The 26561-nt window shown below is 73.1% G+C and carries 29 protein-coding genes; 4 read left to right on the top strand and 25 right to left on the bottom strand.

The window, feature by feature from the left end; translation table 11 throughout:
- Window positions 1-83: 83 nt before the first annotated feature.
- From RY076_RS07425 to rpsB, 6 genes are all read right to left on the bottom strand, one after another.
- Window positions 84-611: a DsrE/DsrF/DrsH-like family protein gene (locus RY076_RS07425; RefSeq protein ID WP_323096961.1), complete on the bottom strand. Its 528-nt coding sequence runs from the start codon at window positions 609-611 to the stop codon at window positions 84-86.
- Complete coding sequence (locus RY076_RS07420; protein WP_323096960.1) at window positions 611-925, bottom strand: TusE/DsrC/DsvC family sulfur relay protein; 315 nt, start codon at window positions 923-925, stop codon at window positions 611-613. Before RY076_RS07420 ends, RY076_RS07425 begins: the two co-directional genes overlap by 1 nt.
- A gap of 13 nt (window positions 926-938) precedes the next feature.
- Complete coding sequence (gene sqr / locus RY076_RS07415) at window positions 939-2195, bottom strand: type III sulfide quinone reductase, selenoprotein subtype (RefSeq protein ID WP_323096959.1); 1257 nt, start codon at window positions 2193-2195, stop codon at window positions 939-941.
- A gap of 121 nt (window positions 2196-2316) precedes the next feature.
- Window positions 2317-2919, bottom strand: a complete 603-nt coding sequence (locus tag RY076_RS07410; protein WP_323096958.1) for an antibiotic biosynthesis monooxygenase — start codon at window positions 2917-2919, stop codon at window positions 2317-2319.
- A 109-nt stretch (window positions 2920-3028) separates the two neighbouring features.
- Window positions 3029-3859, bottom strand: coding sequence for a translation elongation factor Ts (tsf, locus tag RY076_RS07405; protein WP_323096957.1), 831 nt, complete (start codon window positions 3857-3859; stop codon window positions 3029-3031).
- Between the two features lie 54 nt (window positions 3860-3913).
- On the bottom strand, window positions 3914-4813 hold the full coding sequence (gene rpsB / locus RY076_RS07400) for a 30S ribosomal protein S2 (RefSeq protein WP_323096956.1): 900 nt from the start codon (window positions 4811-4813) through the stop codon (window positions 3914-3916).
- 264 nt (window positions 4814-5077) lie between these two features.
- On the opposite strand from rpsB, the gene RY076_RS07395 reads away from it, so the two are divergent.
- The 3 genes from RY076_RS07395 (at window position 5078) to RY076_RS07385 (ending at window position 9024) form a co-directional block, all read left to right on the top strand.
- Complete coding sequence (locus tag RY076_RS07395; protein ID WP_323096955.1) at window positions 5078-7024, top strand: DUF6541 family protein; 1947 nt, start codon at window positions 5078-5080, stop codon at window positions 7022-7024.
- Between the two features lie 76 nt (window positions 7025-7100).
- On the top strand, window positions 7101-8291 hold the full coding sequence (locus tag RY076_RS07390; RefSeq protein ID WP_323096954.1) for a pyridoxal phosphate-dependent aminotransferase: 1191 nt from the start codon (window positions 7101-7103) through the stop codon (window positions 8289-8291).
- Between the two features lie 190 nt (window positions 8292-8481).
- Window positions 8482-9024, top strand: a complete 543-nt coding sequence (locus RY076_RS07385) for a murein hydrolase activator EnvC family protein (RefSeq protein ID WP_323096953.1) — start codon at window positions 8482-8484, stop codon at window positions 9022-9024.
- A gap of 19 nt (window positions 9025-9043) precedes the next feature.
- On the opposite strand, the gene RY076_RS07380 is transcribed toward RY076_RS07385, so the two are convergent.
- The 9 genes from RY076_RS07380 to rplS all read right to left on the bottom strand — a co-directional run bounded on the left by RY076_RS07380 (window position 9044) and on the right by rplS (window position 16850).
- A complete protein-coding gene (locus tag RY076_RS07380; RefSeq protein WP_323097198.1) occupies window positions 9044-9943 on the bottom strand; it encodes a tyrosine recombinase XerC in 900 nt (299 codons plus the stop codon).
- Between the two features lie 317 nt (window positions 9944-10260).
- Window positions 10261-11568 carry a DNA-processing protein DprA gene (gene dprA, locus RY076_RS07375; RefSeq protein ID WP_323096952.1) on the bottom strand — a complete coding sequence of 436 codons (1308 nt, stop codon included), beginning with the start codon at window positions 11566-11568 and terminating at the stop codon, window positions 10261-10263.
- Window positions 11565-13124: a YifB family Mg chelatase-like AAA ATPase gene (locus RY076_RS07370; RefSeq protein WP_323096951.1), complete on the bottom strand. Its 1560-nt coding sequence runs from the start codon at window positions 13122-13124 to the stop codon at window positions 11565-11567. Before RY076_RS07370 ends, dprA begins: the two co-directional genes overlap by 4 nt.
- Window positions 13124-13489, bottom strand: coding sequence for a YraN family protein (locus tag RY076_RS07365; RefSeq protein WP_323096950.1), 366 nt, complete (start codon window positions 13487-13489; stop codon window positions 13124-13126). The genes RY076_RS07370 and RY076_RS07365 overlap by 1 nt, the downstream gene beginning before the upstream one ends.
- Window positions 13490-13625: 136 nt before the next feature.
- Window positions 13626-13946, bottom strand: coding sequence for a DUF2469 domain-containing protein (locus RY076_RS07360; protein ID WP_076259797.1), 321 nt, complete (start codon window positions 13944-13946; stop codon window positions 13626-13628).
- Window positions 13943-14743 (bottom strand): ribonuclease HII, encoded by an 801-nt coding sequence (locus RY076_RS07355; protein ID WP_323096949.1) that lies wholly within the window; start codon window positions 14741-14743, stop codon window positions 13943-13945. The genes RY076_RS07360 and RY076_RS07355 overlap by 4 nt, the downstream gene beginning before the upstream one ends.
- A 76-nt stretch (window positions 14744-14819) precedes the next feature.
- Window positions 14820-15695 (bottom strand): signal peptidase I, encoded by an 876-nt coding sequence (lepB, locus tag RY076_RS07350; protein WP_323096947.1) that lies wholly within the window; start codon window positions 15693-15695, stop codon window positions 14820-14822.
- Complete coding sequence (lepB, locus tag RY076_RS07345) at window positions 15695-16417, bottom strand: signal peptidase I (RefSeq protein WP_323096945.1); 723 nt, start codon at window positions 16415-16417, stop codon at window positions 15695-15697. The genes lepB (RY076_RS07350) and lepB (RY076_RS07345) overlap by 1 nt, the downstream gene beginning before the upstream one ends.
- Before the next feature lie 58 nt (window positions 16418-16475).
- On the bottom strand, window positions 16476-16850 hold the full coding sequence (gene rplS, locus RY076_RS07340) for a 50S ribosomal protein L19 (protein ID WP_323096944.1): 375 nt from the start codon (window positions 16848-16850) through the stop codon (window positions 16476-16478).
- Between the two features lie 210 nt (window positions 16851-17060).
- Between rplS and RY076_RS07335 the strand changes: the two genes are divergently transcribed.
- The gene (locus RY076_RS07335; RefSeq protein ID WP_323096943.1) at window positions 17061-17819 is read left to right on the top strand and encodes an ABC transporter permease; all 759 of its coding nucleotides are present in this window, start codon (window positions 17061-17063) and stop codon (window positions 17817-17819) included.
- 141 nt (window positions 17820-17960) lie between these two features.
- Here RY076_RS07335 and trmD read toward each other — a convergent pair whose 3' ends face one another.
- From trmD to RY076_RS07285, 10 genes are all read right to left on the bottom strand, one after another.
- Window positions 17961-19142 (bottom strand): tRNA (guanosine(37)-N1)-methyltransferase TrmD, encoded by a 1182-nt coding sequence (gene trmD, locus RY076_RS07330; protein ID WP_323097197.1) that lies wholly within the window; start codon window positions 19140-19142, stop codon window positions 17961-17963.
- Window positions 19143-19225: 83 nt separating this feature from the next.
- On the bottom strand, window positions 19226-19753 hold the full coding sequence (rimM, locus tag RY076_RS07325; protein ID WP_323096942.1) for a ribosome maturation factor RimM: 528 nt from the start codon (window positions 19751-19753) through the stop codon (window positions 19226-19228).
- A gap of 125 nt (window positions 19754-19878) precedes the next feature.
- Window positions 19879-20121 carry an RNA-binding protein gene (locus RY076_RS07320; RefSeq protein WP_076259953.1) on the bottom strand — a complete coding sequence of 81 codons (243 nt, stop codon included), beginning with the start codon at window positions 20119-20121 and terminating at the stop codon, window positions 19879-19881.
- Window positions 20122-20123: 2 nt separating this feature from the next.
- Window positions 20124-20552, bottom strand: a complete 429-nt coding sequence (gene rpsP, locus RY076_RS07315) for a 30S ribosomal protein S16 (RefSeq protein WP_323096941.1) — start codon at window positions 20550-20552, stop codon at window positions 20124-20126.
- Window positions 20553-20744: 192 nt separating this feature from the next.
- Entirely contained in the window at window positions 20745-21719 is a 975-nt protein-coding gene (locus RY076_RS07310; RefSeq protein ID WP_323096940.1) for a GNAT family N-acetyltransferase, read from the bottom strand.
- The gene (locus RY076_RS07305; protein ID WP_323096939.1) at window positions 21709-22797 is read right to left on the bottom strand and encodes an amidohydrolase family protein; all 1089 of its coding nucleotides are present in this window, start codon (window positions 22795-22797) and stop codon (window positions 21709-21711) included. Before RY076_RS07305 ends, RY076_RS07310 begins: the two co-directional genes overlap by 11 nt.
- A gap of 36 nt (window positions 22798-22833) precedes the next feature.
- Window positions 22834-23658, bottom strand: a complete 825-nt coding sequence (locus tag RY076_RS07300; protein ID WP_323096938.1) for an alpha/beta fold hydrolase — start codon at window positions 23656-23658, stop codon at window positions 22834-22836.
- Window positions 23659-23721: 63 nt separating this feature from the next.
- A complete protein-coding gene (locus tag RY076_RS07295) occupies window positions 23722-24696 on the bottom strand; it encodes a S1C family serine protease (protein ID WP_323096937.1) in 975 nt (324 codons plus the stop codon).
- Between the two features lie 174 nt (window positions 24697-24870).
- Complete coding sequence (locus RY076_RS07290) at window positions 24871-25293, bottom strand: DUF350 domain-containing protein (protein ID WP_323096936.1); 423 nt, start codon at window positions 25291-25293, stop codon at window positions 24871-24873.
- Between the two features lie 55 nt (window positions 25294-25348).
- On the bottom strand, window positions 25349-26560 hold the full coding sequence (locus RY076_RS07285; protein WP_323096935.1) for a glutathionylspermidine synthase family protein: 1212 nt from the start codon (window positions 26558-26560) through the stop codon (window positions 25349-25351).
- Window position 26561: the final 1 nt, after the last annotated feature.

The following is a 26561-nucleotide window of genomic DNA, read 5'->3' as shown; positions in this document are numbered from 1 at the left end:
CGAGGGTGCGACGTGTGGAGATCCTGTGAAACCCGGCCGGGCCCACACCGGCCCGGCCGGGCACTCCCACCCACCACGGTGGCTCAGATGAAGAGCAGCTGCGCGCCCTCCGTCAGCTCGATGAAGTCCGAGGCCGAGATGATGCCCTCGACGTCGTCACGCAGGTCCTTCTCGCCCAGGTGCTGCATGTCGGCCGACATCCGGCAGGCCCACATGTGGCCCCCCGAGGCGACGATCTGGTCGAGGAACTCCGGGACCTCGGGGACGTCGAGGTCGGCGATGGCCTTCTTCATCTGCGAGGTGGCCAGGTGCGTCATGCCCGGGATGCCGCCGAGGCCCTGGGGCATGTGCGTGGCGGTGTTGCCGAGCATCGTGAACTTCAGGTCGCCGGACGTCTTCTTGTTGATCATGTCGAAGCCCCAGAAGGTGAAGAACAGGTGCGTCTCGACGCCTTCACCGAGCGCGGCGTTCGCGAGGATCAGGCCCGGGTAGGCCATGTCGAGGTTGCCCTTGCTGCAGATGATCGCGAGCTTGCGGCCCTGCGACTCCGGCGCGTCGAACGACGGCACGAGCGGTGCGGTCTCGGTGGTCTGGGTGGTCTGGGTGGTCATCACACACATCCCTTCGGCTTCGGCAGGCCCGCGACGTAGGCCATCTTCTTGGCGGGCTTGCCGGGGAAGAGCTCGAAGAGGGACTTGACGGGGGTTCCGGTCTGCGTACTGACCCGGCGCAGGGTCGCCGTCTCGCCCTGGCGGGCGAAGTCGTCACGCAGGAAGTGCACGAGTTTCCAGTGTTCGTCGGTCAGCTCGATCCCGATGAGGCGGCCGAGCTCGACACCGAGGTCGTCCGACCACTGGTCCGGGTGGGTGAGGAAGCCCTCGTCGTTGACCTCGACGGCATGGCCGGCGATCGTCGTGGTGGGCATGGTGACGCTCCTTTCAAGCGCTCGCGGGAGCGGGGACCTTCCCCGCCATCGACATCTGCGCGGGCAGGCCGAGAGGTCGTCCGGGGAGCAGGAGGTTCCAGTAGATGTGGCGGAACGCGAGCTTGCCGATGTGGTTGGCGCGCGACTCCTTGAGCAGGGTCATCGGGCCGAGGCGCGGCAGCGGGAACGTACCGGTCAGGGGCTCGGTGTCGTAGTTGAAGTCGAGGAGCATGGCCTTGCCGCCACCGGACTCGACGAAGCAGTTGGCGTGCCCGTCGAAGCTGTGGCTCATGGGGCGGCCCGTGACGTGCTCGAGGAAGTTCTCGACGAAGACCTCGACCGAGAAGTGCGCGACCGAGCCGGCCTTCGACGTCGGGATGTTGCTCGCGTCCCCGAGCACGAAGATCGACGGGTGCTCGGTGGACTGGCTCGTGTGCTTGTCGACGGGGACGTAGTTCAGCTCGTCCCCCAGGCCCGACCGCGCGACGAAGTCGGCGCCCATGTTGAGCGGGATCGTCACGAGCTGGTCGTAGGAGACCTCGCGCTCGTCGTAGGAGACGAGGACCCGGCGCTCCTGGTCGACGTGCTCGACCATGAAGTCCGTCTCGACCGTGATGCCCTTGTCGGCGAGCAGGTGACCGAGCTCGCGGCTCGCGACCGGCTTGGTGAAGGCCCCGTCGAGCGGCGTGACGAAGACGATCTCGGTGCGGTCACGCAGACCGCGGCGGCGCAGGAAGTCATCGGCGAGGAACGTGAACTCGAGCGGGGCCACGGGGCACTTGATCGGCATCTCCGTCACGTGCACGACCAGGCGTCCGCCCCCGAAGGAGGCGAGCGACTCACGCAGCGCCGTGGCGCCCTCGTACGTGTAGAACTCGCCGACGCTGCGGTGCCACTCGGGGCCGAGCATCCCCGGCGTCTGGTCCGGACGCGGCGTCGTGCCCGAGGCGATGACGAGCTCGTCGTAGCCGAGCGTGCGCCCGTCGACGAGGGAGACCTCGCGGATCTGCGGGTCGATGCGGTCGACGTCACCGAAGACGAGCTCGACGCCGTCCGTGATCAGGGCGTGCCGGCTGCGCCTGACCTGGTCGGGCTCGATGAGCCCGAAGGGCAGGAAGAGGTAGCCCGGCTGGTAGTCGTGGAGGTCGTCCTTGTCGACGACGGTGATACGCCACTCGCTGGTGGGGAGGCGGTGCCTCAGCTTGTTCACGACCATGGTGCCGGCCGTGCCCGCTCCCAGAACCACGAGTGACCTCATGGTGGTGGTCATGCCTCGACGGTACCCCGGAGGGTATGCCGTCGGCTGTGAGCCAGCAGACAGCGCGGCTGTGACCTCGGAGACAGAAGGCTTGCCTCACAAGCGGATCCGGACGCGCCCGGACCCGGGGCTCTCAGGCGTCCTTGAGCCACCGCCCGAAGAGCCGGGTCACGAACGGCAGCAGGACGTAGGTCATCCACGGCGTCGCGACGAGGGTTGTCACGAGGACGCGGACGGCGGCCGGCCAGCCCCCGCTGAAGGGCGAGAGCAGGTAGGTCAGCGCCAGGCTCGTCGGGAAGAACGCGATCCAGATGACGCTCGCCTGCTTCCACCGCGGCGGCGCCGCCGGGGCGCCCTGGCCCGCCTCGTGCACCGACGACGTCGCCGGCTCGTCGAACCAGCCCTCGATGCCCGTGCGGTACTCCGTGCGCCGGTGCTCGACGAGGTCGGCCGCCGAGCGCAGCCACCGCATGCGCTCGGGCGAGCGCTCCCACGTCTGCAGGTGCTCGCGCGAGTCGAACCGGTAGAGCATGTGCCAGTCCTCGGTGCCCGAGCGCACCCACCCCGCCCCGAGGAAGCCCTCGAACCGCTCGGCCATCGACGTGCCGGCGTGCACCCACGCCTGCATGAGCAGCTCATCCTCGGGCGCGACCCGGCGGGTGATCGACACGGTCAGCGGACCGTCGTCGGCGACTGCGGTGACGACGGGCGAGGCAGGGGTGGCGGCGCTGGTCATCGGGGCTCCTCCTCCGAGTGGGCGGGAAACGCGACGATGCCGGCCGCCCCGAGGGGCGACCGGCATCGGTCGTGGCACGTGGTGCTACGCGAGAGGCGTCAGCAGGACGTCACTGACCCACGCGGAAGCGGGCGAAGGACGTCGCGGTGGCGCCGGCCTCCTCGAGGACCTTGCCGACGGACTTCTTGGCGTCCTTGGCGAACGGCTGCTCGAGCAGGACGTTCTCCTTGAAGAAGCCGTTGACGCGACCCTCGATGATGCGGGGAAGGGCAGCCTCGGGCTTGCCCTCCTCGCGGGCCGTGGCCTCGGCGACGCGACGCTCGTTCTCGACCGTCTCGGCCGCGACCTCGTCACGCGTGAGCACCGTCGGGCTGAACGCCGCGACGTGCATCGCGACGTCGCGACCGACCTGGTCGTCGCCACCCTCGATCGCCACGAGGACACCGATCTGCGCGGGCAGGTCGGGGCTCGTCTTGTGGAGGTAGGCGGCGACGTTCGCACCCTCGACGCGGGCGACGCGCTTGATCTCGATCTTCTCGCCGATCGTCGCGTTCGCGTCGTCGAGCAGCTGCTGGACGGTGCGGCCGTCGGGCGTCGAGCTCGCGAGGAGCTCCTCGGCGCTGCCGGCCTTCGAGGCGATGGCCTGCTCGAGGACCTGGTCGGCCAGGGCGATGAACTTCTCGCCCTTCGCGACGAAGTCGGTCTCGCAGAGGACCTCGACGAGGGTGCCGACGCCGTCGGTCGCCTTCGCGGTGACGAGACCGTTGGAGGCCGTACGACCCTCACGCTTCGTCACACCCTTGAGGCCCTTGACGCGCAGGACCTCGACGGCCTTGGCGCGGTCGCCGTCGGCCTCGTCGAGCGCCTTCTTGACGTCCATCATTCCGGCGCCGGTCTGCTCGCGCAGGGCCTTGATGTCAGCGGCGGTGTAGTTCGCCATGCTCTGTATCGCTCTTTTCGTCAGTGGATTCGACTGGTACGCGGACCGGCAGGCTCAGGCCTGCTCGGCCGGAGCAGCCTCGGCGGCGGGGGCCTCGGCGGGCGCGTCGACCGCGATCTCGGCGGCGACCTCGGGGGACGGGGTCTCGACCGGAGCCTCGGCAGGAGCGTCGGTGGCCTCGGTGGCAGCGGCGTCGGCGTAGAGCTCGCGCTCCCACTCGGCCAGGGGCTCCTCGGCCTGGGCGTCGCCACCGGACTTGCCGGAGGAGCGCTGGACGAGACCGTCGGCGACGGCGTCGGCGACGACGCGCGTCAGCAGCGTGACGGAGCGGATCGCGTCGTCGTTGCCCGGGATCTTGTAGTCGACCTCGTCGGGGTCGCAGTTCGTGTCGAGGATCGCGATGACCGGCAGGCCGAGCTTGCGGGCCTCGTCGACGGCGAGGTGCTCCTTCTTCGTGTCGACGATCCACACGGCCGAGGGGACCTTGGCCATGGAGCGGATGCCGCCGAGGGTCTTCTCGAGCTTGTCCTTCTCGCGCTTGAGGACGAGGAGCTCCTTCTTCGTGCGGCCCGAACCGGCCACGTCGTCGAAGTTGATCTCCTCGAGCTCCTTGAGGCGCGTGAGGCGCTTGGAGACCGTCTGGAAGTTGGTGAGCATGCCACCGAGCCAACGGTGGTTGACGTACGGCATGCCGACGCGCGTCGCCTGCTCGGCGATGGGCTCCTGGGCCTGCTTCTTCGTACCGACGAAGAGGATGGTGCCGCCGTGGGCGACGGTCTCCTTGACGAAGTCGTACGCGTTGTTGATGTACGTCAGCGACTGCTGGAGGTCGATGATGTAGATGCCGTTGCGCTCGGTCATGATGAAGCGCTTCATCTTCGGGTTCCAGCGACGGGTCTGGTGCCCGAAGTGGACGCCGCTCTCGAGGAGCTGGCGCATGGTGACGACGGCCATGCCGTGTTCTCCCTTGTGTGTTTGTTGTCAGTTGTCCGGCGGCGTCGCGTCCGGCCGGGTCTCCCCGGCCCTGGCGGGCCACGCTCCTGGCGCCTTGACCCGTCCCGCCCGACGAGGTCGGGACTGCCGTGACGTGTCCCGGGCGCGGGGCCCGGTCGAAGACGCGCGAATTCGGTCGCGCGTGCACGCACACGTGACCGCCGTCAATCGTACGGCCTGACCCGGGTTGCGGGGAAATCGCGTCGACGGGCGAGAATGGCGGCCATGCAGTACTCGACGGGCTGGGACAGCTGGTTCCAGACGATCCCGGTCTTCGTCGTCCTCACCGCCGTCCTCGTCGTGCCCGGCTGGCTCGTCGTCCGTGCCCTCGGCACGCGTGGCATGGAGGCCCTCGCGGTGGCCCCTGCGGTGTCGGTCGGCATCGTCGCGACCGCCGCCACCGTGGCCCAGCGCGTCGGCCTGCGATGGGGTCTGGGGCTGCTGCTCGCCGTCACCGTGGCGTCCGCCGGCCTCGCCTGGCTCGTCGCCGTCGTGGCCCGACGCGTGCTGCACCGGGTGCGCCGCCCCGAGCCCGAGGTCGGGGCCGCCCGCCGCGTCCTCGGCCGGCCGAACCCCGATGCCGTCGTCGCCGTCCTCATCGGCGTCGCCGTGTCGCTCGCGACGATCCTGCCCGCGATCGGCCGCCCCGACGAGCTCGTCGACAGCCCCGACGCCGTCTACCACCTCGACCGCATCCGGCTCTTCCTCGAGACCGGCAACTTCTCCATCGCCAACCCGACGTTCTACCCCAACGGCTTCCACTCCTGGATCGCCACCGGGCTGCTGCCGTGGGGCGGGCAGCAGGTGCTGCCCGGCACCAACGTCGCGACGGTCGTGCTCGCCGCGATCGTGTGGCCGCTCGGCTGCGTCGCCCTCGTGCGCCACGCGCTCGGCACCTCGCGGCTGGTCACCTACGCGTCCGGCTTCGCCTCGGCCGCGTTCATCTCCTTCCCGACGATCCTGCTCGGCTGGGGCGTGCTCTGGCCCAACCTCATGGCCAACTCCCTGACGCCCGGCGCCCTCGCGCTCATGCTGCAGGCAGCCCGGTCCCGACGCGTCGGGCAGTGGCTCGGGTTCGCCGCGGCACTGCCCGGGCTGGCGCTCGTGCAGCCCAACGCGCTCGTGGCGCTCGTCGTCTTCGCGCTCGTCTGGTTCGTCACCGCGCGGCTGCGGGCCGGCTGGCTGGGGCACACGCCGTGGTGGAAGGTCGCCCGCGACCTCGCCGTCGTCGCGATCGTCGGCGTGGCCGGGCTCGTCGCGGCGCCGACGGTGTCGGCGCGCCTGGCCTCGACGCAGTCCTACGAGTGGACCGGGCAGGTGTCGGTGTGGACCGCCCTCGTCGAGGTCGTCGGCGGCCGGCTGCAGATCACCGTCGTGCTCTGGGGGCTGCTGCTGCTCATCGCGCTCGGCATCGGGTGGATCGTGCTGCGGGCCCGCGCCGCGATCCCCGTCGTGGCCATGTGGCTCGCGGCCGTGGCGCTCTACGTCATGGCGGCGTCGTCGACGGCGTCGTGGACCGCGCTCATCACCGGCTACTGGTACAACGACAAGGTCCGGCTCGCCTCGCTCGCTGCCGTGCCCGGGGTCGTGCTCGTCGCGGCGGCGGCCCCGGCACTGCGCGCCCTCCTGCTGCGTGTGCCGGCGGTGCGCGCGCGGCCGCTCGTGGCGTCGGTCGTCGCCCTGGCGCTGCTGCCGCTGCTCACCGTCGTGTGGAACGGCTCGACCCGCAGCTCGATGCTGACCGGGTTCTTCCTGCCCGGCGAGGCCCGACGCGTCATCCTCTCCTTCGAGGCCCAGGACTCCCTGCGCCAGCTCGCCGCCGACATCCCGGCCGGACAGGGCGTCGTCGGGCGGCCCGAGAACGGCACACCGCTGATGTACGCGCTCTTCGGCACGAACACCCTCTACCGCTCGCTGCCGATCCCGACGACGGGCGACGAGATCGTCATCGGCACCGGGTTCAACGACCTCGAGCACCGGCCCGACGTCTGCGCGGCCCTGGCGCGGCACGACATCCGCTGGGCCATCGGCTCGCCGCACGTCTACTGGCTCGACCGGCCCGAGCGCAGCTCCGGCCTGGAGGACCTCGACGCCAACCGGAGCGTCGCCAAGGTGCGCACGGTCGGCGACTACACGCTGTACCGCATCACCGGGTGCGGCCTCGGCTCCTGACGCGGGGTCGAGCGCGAGCGCCGCTCGCCGCCACGTCGGGCCGGAGCGCGCCGCCGGCGCTGGGTAGTGTCGCTCCATGGGCTCGCCGCTGATCTCCCGCATGACCCCGTTCGGCACGACGATCTTCGCGGAGATGTCGGCGCTCGCCACGCGCACCGGCGCCATCAACCTCGGCCAGGGCTTCCCCGACACCGACGGCCCGCGCGAGATGCTCGAGGCCGCCAAGGCGGCCATCGACGCCGGGCGCAACCAGTACCCGCCGGGCCCCGGCGTGCCCGAGCTGCTCGAGGCCGTCGCCGCGCACCAGGAGCGGTTCTACGGCCTGCACGTCGACCCGGCGTCGGAGGTGCTCGTCACCGCCGGGGCCACCGAGGCGATCGCGGCCGTCGTGCTGGCGCTGTGCGAGCCCGGCGACGAGGTCGTCACCTTCGAGCCGTACTACGACTCCTACGCGGCGACGATCGCGCTCGCCGGGGCGACGCGTCGCACGTCGGTGCTGCGCTTCCCCGACTTCGCCGTCGACGAGGCATCGCTGCGGGCGGCGTTCTCCTCACGCACCCGGCTCGTGCTGCTCAACACGCCGCACAACCCGACCGGCAAGGTCTTCACCCGCGCCGAGCTCGAGCTCATCGCCTCGCTCGCGCGCGAGCACGACGCGTGGGTCGTCACCGACGAGGTGTACGAGCACCTCGTCTTCGACGACGCCGAGCACGTGCCGGTGGCGACGCTTCCCGGCATGGCCGAGCGGACCATCACGATCAGCTCGGCCGGCAAGACCTTCTCGGCCACCGGCTGGAAGGTCGGCTGGCTGACCGGCCCGGCCGAGGCCGTCACGGCCGCGCGCACCGTCAAGCAGTTCCTCACCTTCGTCGCCTCGGGACCGTTCCAGCCGGCCGTCGCGGTCGCCCTCGGGCTGGGCGACGAGGTGTACGCCTCGCTGCGCGAGTCGCTGCAGGCCAAGCGCGACCTGCTCTGCTCGGCGCTCGTCGAGTCCGGCCTGCAGGTGGCCCGCCCGAGCGGGACGTACTTCGTCATCGCCGACGCGGCACCGCTCGGCGCCACCGACGGGCTCGAGTTCGCGCGGCGCCTGCCCGACCTCGCCGGCGTCGTCGGCGTGCCGGTGTCGGTCTTCCACGACGACCCCGACGCTGCCCGGACCCTGATCAGGTTCGCCTTCTGCAAGAAGGACGAGGTGCTGCGCGAGGCGAGCCGCCGCCTCGCCGCTGCGGGCCACCGCTCACCGGCGACTCCCTTCTCCCCCGCCTGACCGTCCCGTCGAGTGAGCACCGAACCCCACCAGCCCCACCGAGTCCCTCCCTCGAGTGAGCACCCAACCCCACGGCTGACGCCGCCGCGCCGTCGTGCGACTGTCCACATCCCGGCCTGGCCGGGGCTGCCCGTCCACAGCGTCGCCGGCACACGTACGGCCAAGACACCGGCGCACGCACGATGGGTCCATGGCCCTCGGATCCGGACTGACCGCGCTCGTCACGAGCGCGGTGCTCGGCGTCGGCGCCGCTGCCGGCACGTCGCTTGAACCCCCGGGTCCCCCTGCACTGCAGGGCCGTTCGTCCGCATCGGGCGTTCAGGCCTCATGGGCTTGGCCGCTCGACCCCGAGCCGCACGTCGAGCGCGGCTTCGACCCGCCCGACCAGCCCTGGGGCGCGGGACACCGCGGCGTCGACCTGGCGTCGGCCGTCGGGCAGCAGGTCCGCTCCCCCGAGTCCGGGACCGTGACGTGGGCCGGCGTGCTCGCCGGGCGCGGCGTCGTCGTCGTGACGCACCCGGGCGGGTTGCGCAGCACCTTCGAACCCGTCACGGCCACCGTGCCGGTCGGTGCGGCCGTCGCACGCGGTGGCCCGGTGGGCGCCGTGACCGCCCTGCCGGGACACTGCGCACCGGCCACGTGCCTGCACTGGGGCGTGCTGCGCGGGCGGCAGTACCTCGACCCGCTCGCGTTCGTCGGCCGGGCGCCGATCGTGCTGCTCCCGCTCGGCTGACGCGGCGGCAACAGACGAGTCAGGCTCGGGGGTGGGCCTGTTCGTAGCTGCGACGGAGGCGGTCGACCGACACGTGGGTGTAGATCTGCGTCGTGGCGAGGCTCGCGTGCCCGAGGATCTCCTGCACCATGCGCAGGTCGGCCCCACCCTCGAGCAGGTGGGTGGCCGCGCTGTGCCGCAGACCGTGCGGACCGAGGTCGGGGGCGTCGGGCAGGTGCGAGAGCAGCTCGTGGACGACGGTGCGCACCTGGCGGGCGTCGACACGGCGCCCGCGACGCCCGAGGAACAGAGCGGCGCCCGCGTGCTCCCCCACGAGCCGGGACCGCACCCCGAGCCAGGCCTCCACGGCACGGCCTGCGGGTGCCCCGAAGGGGACGATGCGCTCCTTGGCACCCTTGCCCATGACCCGCACCGTGCCCTGCCCGAGGTCGAGGTCGTCGATGTCGAGGGCCGCGAGCTCTCCGACCCGGATGCCGGTGGCGTAGAGCAGCTCGAGGACGGCGCGGTCGCGGACGTGGATCGGGTCGTCGTCGTCGGCCCGGGTGGCAGCGAGGGTGAGCAGCTCGCTGGCCTCACCCTGCTTGAGCACCCCGGGCAGCGGCGACGACCGCTTGGGCGCGACGAGCCGGACGGACGGGTCGGTCGGGATGCGGCCGGTGTGCTCGGCCCACCGCAGGAAGGTCCGGGCGGCGGCGGCCCGGCGCGCGATCGTGGCCCGGGCCGCGCCGGAGTCGGCCTGCTCCCCGAGCCAGCCTCGCAGGTCGCCGATGCGCAGGTCGGCGACGTCGGTGACCCCTCGGGCCGCCGCGAAGGTCAGCAGGTGCCGGACGTCGCCGAGGTAGGCGCGACGCGTGTGGACCGAGCGCCCTCGCTCGGCGCCGAGGTGCCGGGAGAAGGCGTGGAGCACCTCGCCGTGCAGCTCCTGGACCGATGGGCCGGGCTCGGGGGGCGCACTGTCCGTCGGCGTGGAGGGCACGACGAAGCCCGCGTCGCCCGACGCGTTCGCGATCGTCACACCCGTCACTCCCGCACCATGACGTATCCGCGCGCACACCGCAAGTGACTCGCGTTCCCCTTCCTGCGCGACGGGACCGGTGGTCGTGGGGCTGGTGGGGCGCAGTGCTCACTCGACGAAGGGAGGGAGCATGCGGACGGCGGTCGGGCGCCACGGGGCGAGCCGCGTGGGGCTGGTGGGGCGCAGTGCTCATTCGACGAAGGGAGGGAGCGGGCAGGGGCTCACTCGAGCGGCAGCGTCGGGGTGGTCGACGGCAGCAGTGGCGGGGTCGAGGAGCCGGCTGTGGAGGTAGGTCTGCGGCGCGGGCTCGGGGCCTTGCGCCACGTGCCGGAGTCGGCGATGACGAGCCGGGCCTGCTCGAGCCGGGCCAGGGCGGCCCGGACGACCAGGGGCGGGCGTGCAGCGTCACGGGCGATGACGTCGAGGGGCACCGGCCGCCGGAACGGCACGGCCTCGAGCACCGCGCGGTCCTCGGCCGGCAGCCGGTCGACGACGGTGTCGGCGGCGCGGGGCTCCTCGCACGCGTCGTCGCCGATGTCGCCCACGAGGTCGATGACCTCGTCGACGCTGGTGACGAGGACGGCCTTCTGGTCGCGGATCTCCTGGTGACAGCCGGCCGACATCATCGAGGTGACCGGCCCGGGAACCGCACCGACCGGCCGGGACAGCCCCGTCGCGTGGGTGACCGTGTTGCGTGACCCGGACCGGAGGTCGGCCTCGACGACGATCGTGCCTCGGGTGAGCGCGGCGATGAGCCGGTTGCGCGAGAGGAACCGCGCCTTCATCGGCGCCGCTCCCGGTGCCGCCTCGGACACGACGAGCCCCACCTCGGCGATCCGGCGGAGCAGGGTCGCGTTGGCCGCCGGATAGGGGCGGTCGACACCGCCCGCGACCACGGCCACGGTCGTGCCGTCGACGGCGAGCGCGCCGCGGTGGGCTGCCGCGTCGATGCCGAGGGCGGCTCCGGAGACGACGGTCCACTGCCGCCGCGCCAGGCCGGCCGCGAGGTCGGTGGTCACGTGCTCGCCGTACGTCGTGGCGGCTCGCGCCCCGACGACGGCGACCGACCTCCGCGTCGTGTCGACGAGGTCGAGCCGACCGACGACCCAGACGCACCACGGTGGGACGGGGAGGTCCTCGAGGGTGTCCGGCCACTCCGGGTCGCCGGGCACGAGGACGCGGGCACCGACCTTGGCGGCGACCTCGAGGTCGCGGTCGACGTGGAGGGCGCGCACCCGCGCAGCGAACCGGGCGAGGGTTCCGTGCCCACAGCGGATGCGGTCGATCGTCTCGAGCGGGCCGACCTCCTGCAGCAGCGCGGCCACTTCGACGTCGCGTGGCTCGACGACGCGCGAGAGCGCCGCTCGGGCCCGGCGGACGTCGTCGGCGACGCGAGGACTGTCCGCGGGCGACCCCGTACCGGATGGGCCCCGTACGAGCCGGAGACCGCCACCGACCGCTCCGACGTCGGACGCTCGCGCCGTCTCGTCGGCACCGGCTCCGTGCTCGGGGCCTGTGGTGGCGCTCATGCGGCCGCCACCGCCTGCCGCCGCAGCGACAGCGCCAGCTCGACCTCGTCGCCGCCGGGCCGTTGCAGGCCGGCGAGGTCGCCGACCGTCCACGCACAGCGCAGGGTGCGGTCGTAGCCGCGCAGGCTGACGCCGCCGGACTCGAGGGCCCGGTCGAGCCGGGCCGTGACCGACGACGGGAGGCGCCAGAGGCCCTCGCGCATCATCGACCCCGGGACATCGGCGTTGAGCGCACGCCCGGGCAGGTGCGGGGCCCAGCGCGCCTGCTGCACCGCCCGCGCCTCCGCGACCCGGGCCGCGACCGCGGCGCTGCGCTCCCCCGGCGGCTGCCCGACCATCGACAGCCCCGGCGGCTGGACGTGGACCTGCAGGTCGACGCGGTCGAGCAGCGGGCCGCTGATCTTGCCGAAGTACGCGCGTCGGGCCATCGGGGTGCACGTGCAGTCGAGGCCCTTTCCCCAGCCGTGGCCGCACGGGCACGGGTTGGCCGCGAGGACCAGCTGGAACCGCGACGGGAAGACGACGTGGTCGTGGGCCCGGGCGATGGCGACGACGCCGCGCTCGAGCGGGGTGCGCAGCGCCTGGAGCACGTGCTTGTCGAACTCGGGCGTCTCGTCGAGGAACAGGACGCCGTGGTGGGCCCGGGTGATCGCACCGGGCTGGATGCGCCCGCTGCCACCGCCGATCACCGCGGCCTGCGAGGCCCCGTGGTGCGGCGCCACGAATGGCGGACGCGTGATGAGCCGTGCCGCACCGGCGTCGCCGTCGTGGAACCCGCCGACGACCGAGTGGATGGCCGTGACCTCCATCGACTCGATGCCGTCGAGCGGGGGCAGGATGCCCGGGAGCCGCTCGGCCAGCATGGTCTTGCCGGCCCCCGGCGGGCCCGCCAGCAGCAGGTGGTGGCCGCCGGCCGCGGCGATCTCGAGGGCGAGCTTGGCCTCGGCCTGTCCGACGACGTCGCGGAGGTCCTTGACCTCCTCCTCGACGGCTGTGGGCGACTCCGGCACCACCACCTCCTCGGTGGGGCGCCCCTTCCGGAGGGCGTCATAGCGCCGGACGAGCTCGGTGACCTCGGCGGCCGGGTGGACGTGGATGCCGGCGACGAGCCGCGCCTCCGCCGCGTTCGCCACGGGTACGACGACGTGCCTGGCCCCGGACTGGGCGGCGGCGTGCACGAGCGGCAGCACTCCGGGGACCGGGCGCACCGTGCCGTCGAGGCCGACCTCGCCGATGTGCACGACCGAGCGCACGACCTCAGCCGGGATCTTGCCCATGGCGGCTGCAACCGCGACGAAGATCGCGAGGTCGAACGCGGTGCCGACCTTGCGTTCCCCGGCCGGCGAGAGGTTGATGATGACCCGCCGCTGGCTGACCGGCATCTCCTCGACGAGAGAGGCGGCGGCCTTGATGCGGTTGGCGGACTGCCCGATGGCGGAGTCGCCGAGACCGCTGATGGAGAAGCCGGGCAGCCCGGCGGCGACGTGAGCCTCGACCCGGACGAGGTAGCCGCGCACACCACGCAGCCCGACCGCTCGGGTGCGCCCGAGGCCCATCAGCACACTCCCTTCAGGTGCTGCAGGCGCGGCCGCGCGCCGGTCGCCCACAGGATCGACACCACGTCGATGCGCAGCGGCCCGCCCACCGGGTGCTCCGGATGGGCGTCGCGCCACAGGACCGCCAGCCGACGCAGCCGGCGCTGCTTGCGCCAGGTCACCGCCTCGAAGGGGGCGCCGTAGGCCTCGCTCGTGCGGGTCTTGACCTCGCACACGACGAGGCAGCCTGCGTCGGCCGCGACGATGTCGATCTCACCGCGGACGCAGCGCCAGTTGCGGTCGAGGATGGTCAGGCCGTGCTCGGCGAGGTAGCGCGCGGCGAGCCGCTCGCCGTACTCGCCGAGGACGCGGGTCGGGAGGTCCATGCCGACCAGCGTCGTCGGCGCGGCGCCCGCCGGCCACGGGCGGCCGGCGGCCTGTGGACGACCGGCCGCCGCGTCGGGGGGATGTGGACGGACCGCCGGCCGACGGAGACGCGGGCGTTGCCGACGCCGGGACGCGTCAGGAGAAGTCGCCGGACTCCGGGAGCTTGATGTCGGGCTTGGGCAGCTCTTCGATGTTGACGTCCTTGAACGTCACGACGCGCACGTTCTTGACGAACCGTGCGGGCCGGTAGATGTCCCAGACCCACGCGTCGGACATCGTCACGTCGAAGAACACCTCGCCGCCGTCGGTGCGCACCTTCACGTCGACGGAGTTGGCCAGGTAGAAGCGGCGCTCGGTCTCGACGACGTGCGTGAAGAGGCCGACGACGTCGCGGTACTCCTTGTAGAGCTGCAGCTCCATCTCGGTCTCGTACTTCTCGAGGTCTTCCGAGCTCACGTGATCGCCGTTCCTGTCTGCTCGTGCGCGGCCAGCCGCACCTGCTCCTCGTCGGCCACCAGCGGCGGCAGCGACGCGTCCGTCACCTCATTCAACACCCCGGGCCCCGCCTCGGGGCCGACCCCGGGCAGACGCCACGAGCGTCGGTGCAGCTCGCACGGCCCGAGGCGCGTCAGGGCGTCCATGTGCTCGGGGGCGGCGTAGCCCTTGTTCAGTCCCCAGCCGTACTCCGGGTGGGCCTGCGCGAACCCGACCATCATCGTGTCGCGCTCGACCTTGGCCAGCACGCTGGCGGCCGCGACCGAGGAACACTTCATGTCGGCCTTGATCATCGTCGTGACCGGCGGCGTCGACGGGCCGGCGGCGTCGCCGGCGAAGGCGAGCAGGCCCACCTCGCCGGGCGCGGTGAGCCAGTCGTGGTTGCCGTCGAGGATGACGAGGTCGGGCACGACGTCCAGCGCACCGAGCGCCCGGATGCCGGCGAGCCGCAGCGCGGCCATGATGCCGATGGCGTCGATCTCGTCGGCGGTCGCGTGCCCGACGGCGTGCGCGACGGCCCACCGCTGGATCCGCGGGACGAGCCCGTGGCGCGCCTTCTCGGTGAGCAGCTTGGAGTCCTTGACGCCGATGGGGGCCGAGCGGACCGTCTCGTCGATGACGACGACGCCGACGCTGACCGGGCCGGCGAGGGCGCCCCGGCCCACCTCGTCCATTCCGGCGAGCAGCCGGTGGCCCGACCGCTGCAGGGCGCGCTCGACGCGCAGCGAGGGCTTCTTCGAGGGTGCGGGGCGAGGCATCGGGGCGGGGATCTCAGGCGGTTCTCGGGAGGTATCTCTGGGTGCGCAGGGCGGCGACGGCAGGACGGCCGACGCGTCAGCCGGCCGGCGTCGTGGCCTTGGCCGTCGACTTCGTGGGGGCCGGGTTGGTCGTCGACTTCGGCGTCGGGGTGCCTGACGGGGCCGGCACCGACCCGAAGGTGCGCTCGGGCACGCCGAGCCACGTGACGTGGTCGATCGGCCACACGACGAACAGCGCGCGCCCGACGACCTTGTCGAGGGGCACCGACCCGGTCGTGCCGGTGCCGTCGTCGTGCCAGCGGCTGTCGGAGGAGTCGGAGCGGTGGTCGCCCATGACCCAGATCTTGCCGGCCGGCACGACGATGTCGAACGGCTTGCCCTGGCTCGGGGCGTCGCCCGGCTTGACGTACGGCTCGGTGATCTCGACGCCGTTGACCTTGATCTTGCCGGTGCCGCCGTCGGCCTGGACGTGGTCGCCGGGCAGGCCGATGACGCGCTTGATGAGGTGGTTCTCGGCGTCCTCGGGCAGCAGGCCGACGAAGACGAGGGCGTCGTGGAAGGGGCCACCGACGTTGCTGTGGGCGTTCTCGACGCCGGAGAGCCACGGCGAGGGCGTGCCCGGGTCCTCGAAGACGACGACGTCGCCACGCTTGAGGTCGAACGGGCCCGGGGTCAGCTTGCTGACGATGACGCGGTCGTCCTTGACGAGGGTGTTCTCCATCGACCCGGACGGGATGTAGAAGGCCTGGAAGAGCCAGGTCTTGACGACGAAGGACAGCGCCATCGCGAGGACGACGACGATGACGATCTCCTTGAGGCCGGCGAGCAGCGTGGCCCCGAAACCGCGACGCGGCTCGTCGTCGTAGTCGTCGTCGAGGTAGTCCTCGTCGTCGATGCCGTCAGCCGAGCGCCCGCGCGTCGGGTCCTCGGAGCGTCCGGTGTACTGCGACATCACTCACCATTTCGTGGGACGGAGGAGATCTGGCCCTGGTCGACCGGACCGAGCCGATCGAGCGGCCAGTATCGCACCCAGACCTTGCCGATGACGTCCTCCCCCGGGACCATGCCGCCACCGGGGTCGCCGAGGTGCGCGCGGGAGTCCGCGGAGGACCCCCGGTTGTCGCCCATGACCCAGAACCGGTCGGCCGGGACCCGGACGTCGAAGGGCACGAGGCTCGGTTTCTGGCCGGGCGCGACATACGGCTCGTCGACCGCGACGCCGTTGACCTCGAGGCGTCCGTCGGCCGCGCAGCAGCGCACGTGGTCGCCGGGCAGGCCGATGACGCGCTTGACGTAGTCGGTGGGCTGGCCCTTGCCGACGATGCTCTGCGCCGCCTCGACGAGGGTCTGGAGGAAGCCGCGCTCGGGCACGCGCAGGCCGAAAGCCTGGGAGGCGTCGAAGACGATGATGTCGCCGCGCTCGAGGTGCTCCGGCGCCGTGGTGCGCGAGACGAGGATGCGGTCGCCGACGAGGAGGGTGTCCTCCATCGACTCGCTCGGGATGCCGAAGGGCGTCACGAGGAAGGCCCGCACGACGACGACGGCGAGCAGCAGGACGGCCGGCCCGATCATCCAGCGGTGCCGGCGCAGGGCGCTGCGCGACCGGGCGACCCCCGGGTGAGCCGGGGACGCCGAAGGCGCGGCAGGTCCCTCTGCCGGTGGGGTGCCGGTCATGCCGGCACGCCCGGGTGGGGACCCACCGCGCCTCGGGTGGTCAACCTGACGCCGCGCGTCAGTTCTTGGCGTCGGCCTTGGCCGGGACGTTGTCGCGCTTCTCGCGGATCTTGGCGGCCTTGCCGCGCAGGCCACGCAGGTAGTAGAGCTTGGCGCGACGGACGTCACCGCGGGTCACGAGCTCGATCTTCTCGATGATCGGCGTGTGCAGCGGGAAGGTGCGCTCGACCCCGACACCGAAGGAGATCTTGCGGACCGTGAAGGTCTCGCCGACACCGCCGCCGTGGCGACGGATGCAGATGCCCTGGAACACCTGGATGCGCGAGCGCGTGCCCTCGACGACCTTGACGTGGACCTTCACGGTGTCGCCGGCGCGGAACTCCGGGACGTCGGTGCGCATCGAGGCGGCGTTGAGCTCGTCGAACGTGTGCATGATGGGTTCGCTTTCCTGGGTGCCACAGGCCACCCCTCGCAGGTCATGGTGCGCGCCGACCGGGCCGCGTGGGCCACCCGGCGGGACGGACCCGCGGTACTGGTGACCCGACTCCCCCTGTGGCAGGGGCCGTCGTGTGCCGGACGCAAGGAGCAAGTCTGCCAGAGCACGGCGCAGACCTGAAATCGGAGACGAGTCTACGGTGGCGGCGTGGACGTCTCCCCCGGCTGGCCCGTGGCCCTCGCGCTCGTCGTGCTGCTCGCCGTCACCGTCGTGGCCCAGCGCCTCGGCCGCATCCCGCTCGACCGGCAGGCCGTCGTGGCCGGGGCACGCGCTGTCGTGCAGCTCTCGCTCGTGGCGCTCGTCATCACGGCCGTCGTGGGATCGATCTGGCTCTCGCTGCTCGCCGTCGGCGTCATGTTCGCGACGGCGGTCGCGACGACGGCCAGGCGGGTCGGTGCGCCGGGGTCGTGGCCGTGGGCGGCGGTCGCGATGGCGTGCGGCGTCGTTCCCGTCGTGACGATCGTCGTGGCGTCGGGCACCGTGCCGTTCACCGGCATCGCCCTCATCCCCGTGGCCGGCATCGTCATCGGCAACACCATGACCGTGCACACGCTCGTCGGCCGGCGCACCTTCTCGGCGCTGCGCGAGGAGCACGGCCAGTACGAGGCGGCGCTGTCGGTCGGCCTGACGTCCGACCAGGCCATCGACGAGATCATCGCCCGACGCGTCCCGGAGGGGATCGTGCCGAGCCTCGACCAGGTGCGCACCTCGGGTCTGGTGACCCTGCCCGGGGCGTTCATCGGCGTCATGCTCGGCGGCGGCAGCGCCGTCCAGGCCGCGACGGCGCAGGTCGTCGTCCTCTTCGCCATCATGGCCACGCAGGCCATCACGGCCGGGGTCCAGGCTCGCTTCATCCGCGAGCGCCGGATCCTGCCCGACGACCTCCGGACCGCCCTCGTGTCGTGAGTCGACGCGTCACCCCACTCGACGCGTCACCCCAGTGGACGCGTCACCTGCCGGACGCGTCACCTGCCGGACGCGTCACCTGCCGGACGCGTCACCTGCCGGACGCGTCACCTGCCGGACGCGTCACCCCGGGCCGACGCGTCAGCGCCGGCGGCGCTTGCGCAGGCGCACGGCGCCCGGCACGTCGGGCTGCGCCGAGGCGTCGACGCGGTAGCCGACCCGGCGGTACAGCCGCAGGTTCTCGGTGCTGTGCGCGCCGGTGTCGAGGGCGAACGACCGGACGTCGTCGGGGGCCGTCGACTCGGCGTGCTCGAGGAGGCGTCGGCCCAGCCCCTGGCCCCGGAGGTCCGGGACGACGCAGAGGCGGCCGACGTACCAGTCGTCGCCGTGCCGCGACGTGCGCACCGAGCCGACGAGCCGGCCGCCCTTGACGGCGACCCACGTGGCGTGGACGTCGAGCGCGGACCGGGCGTCCTCGAGCGTCTCGGTGAGCGCGGGGATCGCCAGCGTGTCGTTGACGAGCGCCTCCTCCACCCAGCAGGCGCGGGTCAGCACGTACAGCTCGGGCACGTCGGCAGGCGTCGCGAGCCGGAGCTCGACCTCCCCCGCACCGTGCGAGGCGTGGAGCAGGTCGGGGCGCCGGGCCGCCGTGCGCTCGAGGCGCTGGCCGTGGCGCCAGTCGGCGATGGCGGCGTGGTTGCCGGACAGGAGCACGTCGGGCACGACCCGGCCCTTCCACTCCCGGGGCTTGGTGTAGATCGGGTACTCGAGCAGGCCGTCCTCGTGCGACTCCTCGACGAGCGACTCGGCGTTGCCGATGACGCCGGGCACGAGGCGTCCGACCGCCTCGACCATGGCGAGCACGGCGACCTCGCCACCGTTGAGGACGTAGTCGCCGAGGCTGACGACCGACACCTCGAGGCCGAGCTCCTCGCGGGCGTACTCGTAGACGCGCTCGTCGATGCCCTCGTACCGGCCGCACGCGAAGGCGAGCCACGGCTCCTGCGCCAGCTCGCGCGCCAGCGCCTGGCTGAACGGGGTGCCACCGGGACCGGGCACGACGAGGCGCGGGCGCCGGGCCTCGCCGGCGGGCCCTGACGCGACGACGGCCTCGAGGGCCTCGGACCACGGCTGCGGCTTCATGACCATGCCGGCGCCGCCGCCGTACGGGGTGTCGTCGACGGTGCGGTGCCGGTCGTGGGTGTGCTCGCGCAGGTCGTGGACCCGGACGTCGAGCAGTCCGTCGGCGCGCGCCTTGCCGATGAGCGAGAGGTCGAGCGCGGCGAGGTACTCGGGGAAGATCGAGACGACGTCGACGCGCAGGGCGGGTCCGCTTCCCGACGCGTCGGGGGCGTCGGACGCGTCGGCGGTGCCCGACTCGTCGGTGGAGCCGGACGCGTCGGTGGTCACTCGCCCGCCTCGCGGTAGAGGTCGAAGAGGCCGGGAGGCGGGTCGACGACGACGTGGTCGGCGGCGACCGTCGGCACGATGCGGCGCACGAACGGCACCCACGCGGTGAAACCCTCGTCGAGGGCGAGGACGAGGCGGTCCTGGGCTGCACCGATCTCCAGGCCGCTCACGGTGCCGAGGCGGGCGCCGGTGGTGTCGCGCACCTCGAGACCGACGAGGTCCTCCTCGTAGTAGGCGTCCTCCTCGACCTGCGGCTGCGACTCGGGCAGGACGAGGCGCGTGCCGCGCAGGCCCTCGGCGCCGGTGCGGTCCGGGATCTCCTCGAAGCCGATCAGCCAGATGCCGCGGTGCACCCGGGTGCTCGCGACGGTCAGCTCCCGCGGGACGCCGGAGCCCGGGTCGGCCTCGGTCCCGACGACGGTGCCGACGGCGAACCGGGTCTCCGGGTCGTCCGTGTGCAGCTGCACCGTGACCTCTCCCCGCAGGCCGTGGGGTTTGCCGATGCGCGCGAGGACGACGTTCATGCGGAGAATCCTCTCAGGTCGTGAGGGTGGGCCGGACGCACCGAGGGGCGCCCCGGGAGATCCCGGGACGCCCCTCGGCGTCGGATGGTGCAGTGGTGCGGCGTGAGCCTGCGGTGTCGGCAGGTTCAGCGGACGCGGTCGGTGTCGACGATGTCGACCCGGACGTTCGCGCCGCCCGCGAGGGCGCTGACCACGGTGCGCAGGGCGCTGGCCGTGCGGCCGGAGCGGCCGATGACGCGGCCGAGGTCGTCGGGGTGGACCCGGACCTCGAGCAGCTCGCCGCGGCGCAGCTCCTTGCGACGCACGACGACGTCCTCGTCGTGGTCGACGATGCCCTTGACGAGGTGCTCGAGCGCCTCCTCGAGCACGGTCACTCGCTCTTCTCGGCCTCGGCGGCCTCGGGAGCGGCCTCGGCGGCCGGAGCGTCGGCCTTCTTGGCGGCCTTCTTCTTCGCCGTCGTGGCGCCGGACGTGCCCGCGTCGGAGCCCTTGCCGGCAGCGGCGATGGCGGCCTCGTAGAGGTCCTTCTTCGACGGCTTGGCCTCGGCGACGCGGACCTTGCCCTCGTCGACGACCTTGATGAGGGCGGCGACGGCCTCGGTCGGCTGGGCGCCCTGGCCGAGCCAGTACTTGGCGCGGTCCATGTCGATCTCGATGACCGAGGGCTCCTCGGTGGGGTGGTACTTGCCGATCTCCTCGATCGCACGGCCGTCGCGCTTGGTGCGCGAGTCCATGACGACGACGCGGTAGAACGGCGCACGGATCTTGCCCATGCGCTTCAGACGGATCTTGACAGCCACGGTGGCGGTCTCCTCAATCAGGTCGTGAGCACGGCGAGACCGCCGCAGGATCGGGCGGGGAGCCATGGCTCGGGTGTAGGCGTCCGGTCCAGCCGGGCTGCGGCCGGACGGGTACAGCCGTCCATTCTGCCAGACCGCGCACCGTGCTCCGAACCACGCCGGTGCCGCGCACGGACAGTCCCCCCGCGTCGCTCATGCGAAGGCGGCCCGCACGGCCAGCGCGTGGCGCACGACCTCGCGGCGCGACACGTCGACGGCGGCGTCGAGGATCGGCACGGCCGAGGGGTCGAACCCGCTGCGCGCCAGGCCCATCCGCACCTCGGGGGCGCTGGCACGGCACTCGACGACGCCTCCGACCGGCGAGGTGCGCAGCAGCTCGAAGAGGACGGCGGTCGCGTGGCTGTCCTGCGCGCCCGGGGACCCCGGCTCGACGAGGGCCGACGCCGACAGCAACGGCACACCGAGCTCGGCCGCGAGCGCCGGGGCGAGGCCGGGCCCGGCCGGGCCCGCGTACCCGCCGCCACCGAGGACGACGCAGGCGAGGCGGCGCAGCCCGTGGACGCGGTACGGCACGGCCGGCCAGTCCGAGGACAGCACCGTGTAGCGGTCGTGGTCGCGCCAGGCGCGGCGCCCGTCGATGCCGGGCAGGTGCAGGAAGTCGCGGGAGAAGCCCTCGTGGACGAAGCCGAGCGAGCGCACGAGGCCGGCCGAGCGGGTGTTGGCCGGCTGGATGTTGGCCTCGAGCCGGTGCAGCCCCATGCCGTGCGGCTCGTCGGCGAAGGCGAGGTCGACGGCGAGCTCGAGGCCCTCGGAGAAGAGGCCGCGCCCGACGTACGGGTCGTAGGCGTCGTACCCGACGGTGGCGCTGCGGAAGGCACCGCCGACGACGTTGGCGACGTTGACGCGTCCGACGAGCCCGTGGTCGCCCTCGGGGTCGCGCGCGAGCACGAGGAACGTGCGGTAGGTGTGCGACTGGTTGTGCAGGACGATCGGGAAGTTCGTCGGGTCGGGCATCGCGAAGTCGGACAGGCGCCGCATCGAGCGGGTCACGGCCTCGGCGTAGGCCGCGGTGTCGGACTCGCGCGGCGGGCGCACCTCGACGCGGTCGCCCACGGCGGTCAGCGGTGGGTCGGCCGGCGCGGGTTCGCGGGGCTCCTCAGCGGACAACGCGCCCCCTGAGGACGATGCCGGTCGGGTCGGCGAGCACGGCGAGGTCCTCTCGCGGGTCGCCGGGCACGACGAGCAGGTCGGCGTCGGCGCCCTCCTCGAGCCCCGGCTGCCCGAGCCAGGCGCGAGCCGACCACGTGCCGGCGGCGAGCGCCTCGAGGCGGGTCAGGCCGGCCCGGGTCAGCTCCACCATCTCCTGCACGGCGAGTCCGTGCGGCAGGCTGCCCCCGGCGTCGGTGCCGACGTAGATCGGGATGCCGGCCTCGTGCGCGGCCCCGACGGTCGCGTGCCGGCGGGCGTGCAGGTCGAGCATGTGCCGGTGGTAGCCCGGGAACTTCGCCTTGGCGGGCTCGGCGATGGCCGGGAAGGTCGCGATGTTGACGAGGGTCGGCACGATGGCGATGCCCCGGGCGGCGAACGCCTCGATGGTGTCGTCCTGCAGCCCGGTCGCGTGCTCGACGCAGTCGATGCCCGCGTCGGCGAGGTCGCGCAGGGACTGCTCGCCGAAGCAGTGGGCCGTGACGCGCACGCCCTCCTCGTGGGCCGCGGCGACGGCGGCCTTCGCGGCCTCGCGCGACCAGCTGGGCGAGAGGTCACCGACGTCGCGGTCGATCCAGTCGCCGACGAGCTTGACCCAGCCGTCGCCGCGGTGCGCCTCGAGACGCACGTACCGGGTCAGCTCCTCCTCCTCGACCTCGTGGGCGAAGTTGCGGATGTACCGGCGGGTGCGGGCGATGTGCCGCCCGGCCCGGATGATCTTCGGCAGGTCCTCGCGCTCGTCCACCCAGCGGGTGTCGCCGGGCTGGCCGGCGTCGCGGATGAGCAGGGTGCCGGCGTCGCGGTCGGTGATCGCCTGCTGCTCGGCGACCTCCCGGGGCACCTCGCCGTGCGGCCCGAGCCCGACGTGGCAGTGGGCGTCGACGATGCCGGGCACGACCCAGCCCTCGAGCGTCTGCACCTCGGCGGTCGACGCGGGCGCCGTGAAGGTGAGGCGTCCGTCGACGACCCAGACCTCGTCGACCGTCTCCTCCGGTCCGACGAGCACGCGACCGCGGACGTGGAGCACCGGCGCTGTCATGGCTCCGACCCTAGCCGCGGACGCGACCGGCGGCGCTCAGCGGGCGGGCCCCCGGAGCGTCGCGAGGACCTCGGCCCAGTGCGGCACGAGCGTGCCGAGATGGCCTGCTCCCTCGCGGACGACGAGCCTCGACGTCGGCAGGTGCTCGTGGAGCCAGCGGCCGTGCGCCAGCGGGACGGCGCGGTCGCGGTCGCCGTACCAGAGGTGGACCGGGGCGCGGACGGCCGCGAGGTCGAGGTCCCAGCCGGGGCCGACGGCGAGCGCGTCGCGCGCGGCACCGCGGTAGGCGGGGACACCCGGTCGCCCCGTCGGCGTCCACGGCTCGAGCAGCTCGGGCGCGACGAACGTGCCGAGGCGGTGTCCGTGGCCGTCACCGACGAGGTGGTCCTGACGCGTGACGGCGTCCTCGACGCGTCCGGCGCGCACGTGCTCGGCGACCTCCGCGTCGACCGAGGCCCGCTCGAGCTCGGCCAGGGGCCCGACGCCGGCCACGACCCCGACGGCGACGACGCGGTCCGGGGCCACGGCGGCGACCGCGAGCGCGTACGGCCCGCCGCCCGAGACCCCGAGCACGGCGATGTCCTCGAGCCCCAGGAGGTCGGCCACCTCGACCGTGTCACGCGCCACCGACGTCAGCGTCGTGGCGGTGTCGGTGGTTCCGCCGTAGCCGGGGCGGGACGCGGCGACGAGCCGGACGCCGACGCGTCGGGCGGCGCCGTCGCCGAGCGCGGCCTGCAGGCGACCGCCGGGGGTGCCGTGGCAGTGGAGGACGGGCCGCCCGCTCGGGTCGCCGCCCTCCCACGTGTCGACGCGGCGGCCGTCGGCGAGGACGAGGCGGCGCAGTCCGTGCGTCGTGACCACGTCACGAGCGTAGGCGCGCTCCCCCGCCGCCGGACAGGCCTGAACCCGAGGGGGCCGGAACGGTCAGCCGCGCAGCAGCCGGGGCACCGCGAAGACGTCGACGAGGGCCGAGCCGCGCAGCACGGTGATCTCCATGGACCGGTCGATGGCTTCGTCGAGCAGGATCCGCTGGAGGGACTGCGCGTCGACGAGCGGCCTCCCATCGGCCGCGACGACGACGTCGCCGCGCATGAGACCGGCCTGCTCGGCCGGGCTGCCGGGCACGACCTCGGCGATGCGCAGCGCCGTGCGGCGCCCCAGCCGTGCGGCGACCACGTCGGACACCGGGACCGGTGCGGTCACGAGGCCGAGGTAGCCCCGCCGCACGTGGCCGTCGTCGACGAGCGCCTCGACGATCCGGCGGGTCGTCGCGTTGACGGGCACGGCCAGGCCCAGCCCGACCCCCGCGACGGCCGTGTTGATGCCGACGACCCGCGCCCGGGAGTCGGCGAGCGCCCCGCCGGAGTTGCCCGGGTTGAGGGCGGCGTCGGTCTGGATGACGTCCTCGACGAAGCGGGAGGTCGACCCGGACCGCGTCGGCAGCGACCGGCCCAGGGCGCTCACGACGCCGGCCGTGACGCTCCCCTCGAGGCCGAGCGGGTTGCCGATCGCCACGACGACGTGACCGACCTCGAGCCGGTCGGCATCGCCGAAGGCGGGCGGGCTCGGGAGCGTCGCCTCGGCGCGCACGACGGCGAGGTCGGACAGCGGGTCGGTGCCCACGAGGTGCACGGTGACCGACGTGCCGTCGGTGAAGTGGGCCGTGCCGCGGTCGACGCCGTCGACGACGTGAGCGTTGGTCAGCAGCAGGCCGTCCTCGGTGAGCACGACCGCCGACCCACCGCCGTCCGCCGTCCCGCCGCGCACCCGCCGGACGACCCGCAGGCTCGCGACCACCGGGGCCAGACGGCGGGCGACGGAGCTGACGGTGCGGGAGTACGCGTCGAGCAGGTCGTCATCGGCAGGCTCGGGGGCCGCCGGCATCTCGAAGATCCCCATCTCTGTCCCCTCGTCCCGGCGCGGGCGCCGCGCGGGTGGTCTCACCCGTGCAGCGAACGGCAGCCGCCCGGCATTCCGGCCGGGTGGCCCGGTTCGCCATGGGCGAACGGCCTCGGCCGGCAGGACGAGTCGCGACGTCGAGACGGAGGGGTGACGCGGCGTCGGCGGCGTCCGTCAGGCGATGGACGCGACGACGACGAGAGAGGCAGCCAGCTGCACCGAAGCCGCGACGACCGACGCCGGGTGGAACTCCCGCTCGCACACCAGCGCAGCCATGTCGCCCGGGGTCACGGCGTCGAGGAGCCTGAAGGCGGCCGCCTGCAGGAGCACGCCGAGCAGCCCGAACACGACCGTCCAGCCGAGCGCCACGCCGAACGAGGACGACCCGTTGGTCCAGATCGCCGTGAACACGACGGCCCCGAGGCCGAGGAAGCCCGACGCCAGCACGATCGCCGCGTTGACCGAGCGCTCCCTCCAGATGTGCGAGCCGAGGTGGCCGGGCGTCAGCAGGTCGAGGGCGGCGTAGCCGACGCCGAGGACGGCGAGGCCCGCGACGGCGTAGACGAGCGCGAAGCCGACGTGGGTCAGCAGGTCCATGGGTCTCCTTGGGATGACGGGGTTCTCGTGGATGGCGACGGGTGGTGTCGACGCGTCACAGCTCGGCCACCCAGGCGGCGACCTGGTCGGGCGTCGAGCGGGGCGAGGTCATGAGATGGGGCACGAACCGGGCGTGCGTGTTGGTGACGAGGTTCGTCGACTCGCGGATGCCGAGGCCGGCCGGCTTGCCGTCGACGACCCACGTGCCGAACACGGGGTGGTTACCGTCGAGGTCCGGCAGCGCCACGTACTGCTGGAACACCCGCTGCTGGCCGACCGTGTGCGAGGCCGGGGAGCGCTCGGTCCCGTCCGGCGACACGACCTCGACGCCGTCGCCCTCCCACCCGAAGAGCGGCTTGGACGCGTAGGCAGCCATCCCGTGGGGGTGGTCGAAGAAGGCGGGCAGCAGGTTCGGGTGGTCCGGGAACATCTCCCACAGCACCGGCAGCAGCGCCTTGGAGCCGGCGAGCAGCTTCCACGGCGGCTCGACCCACTGGGTGCGCGAGGCCCCGGAGAGCAGGTAGCGCCCGAACGGCGCCGCGAGCAGCCACTCCGTCGGGTACATCTTGAAGCAGTGCGTGATCGGCACGTTCCGCTCGTCGACGAACCGGCCCGCGCCGTGGTCCCAGCCCACCTGCTCCATCGTCGTGCCGAGCGCGACGAGGCCCGCCTCCTGCGCCGTGTCGCGCAGGTAGGCGACCGTGGCCCAGTCCTCGGTCGGCTCGTCCTGCCCGACGGCGAAGTGCAGGGTGTCGATGCCGGTGCGCGCCCGCATCCGGCGCCAGCCCTCGACGAGGCGGTCGTGCACGAGGTTCCACTGGTCGCGCTCCGGGTGCAGGTCCTCGAGCCAGAACCACTGCGACACCGCGCACTCGACGAGGCCGGCCGGGGTGTCGGCGTTGTGCTCGAGCAGCTTCGGCGGGCCGTCGCCGTCCCAGGCGAGGTCGAAGCGTCCGTAGATCGACGTGGCGTCGGGGTCGGCGAGCGAGGCAGCCAGCCAGGCCGCCGACCCGTCGGGCAGCCCGTGCCGGGCGACGACACCGGGGTCCTGCACCATCCGGCGAACCGCCTGCAGCGCCATCCGGTGCAGCTCGGCCGTGGCCCGCTCGAGCACGTCGACGTCGACCTCGGTCAGCTCGTAGCAGGCCGACTCGTCCCAGTACGGCACGGCGGTGCCGTCCTCGCCGCGGTCGACGGCGTAGCTCAGGCCCTGGCCCTCGACGGTGCGCTGCCAGTCGGGGCGCCGGTCGGACAGGAGGCGTCGCACG

Source organism: Intrasporangium zincisolvens, from assembly GCF_034724055.1.
In the GTDB taxonomy this organism is placed as follows: Bacteria; Actinomycetota; Actinomycetes; order Actinomycetales; family Dermatophilaceae; genus Monashia; species Monashia zincisolvens.
This window is presented reverse-complemented; position numbering and strand designations above follow the sequence as displayed.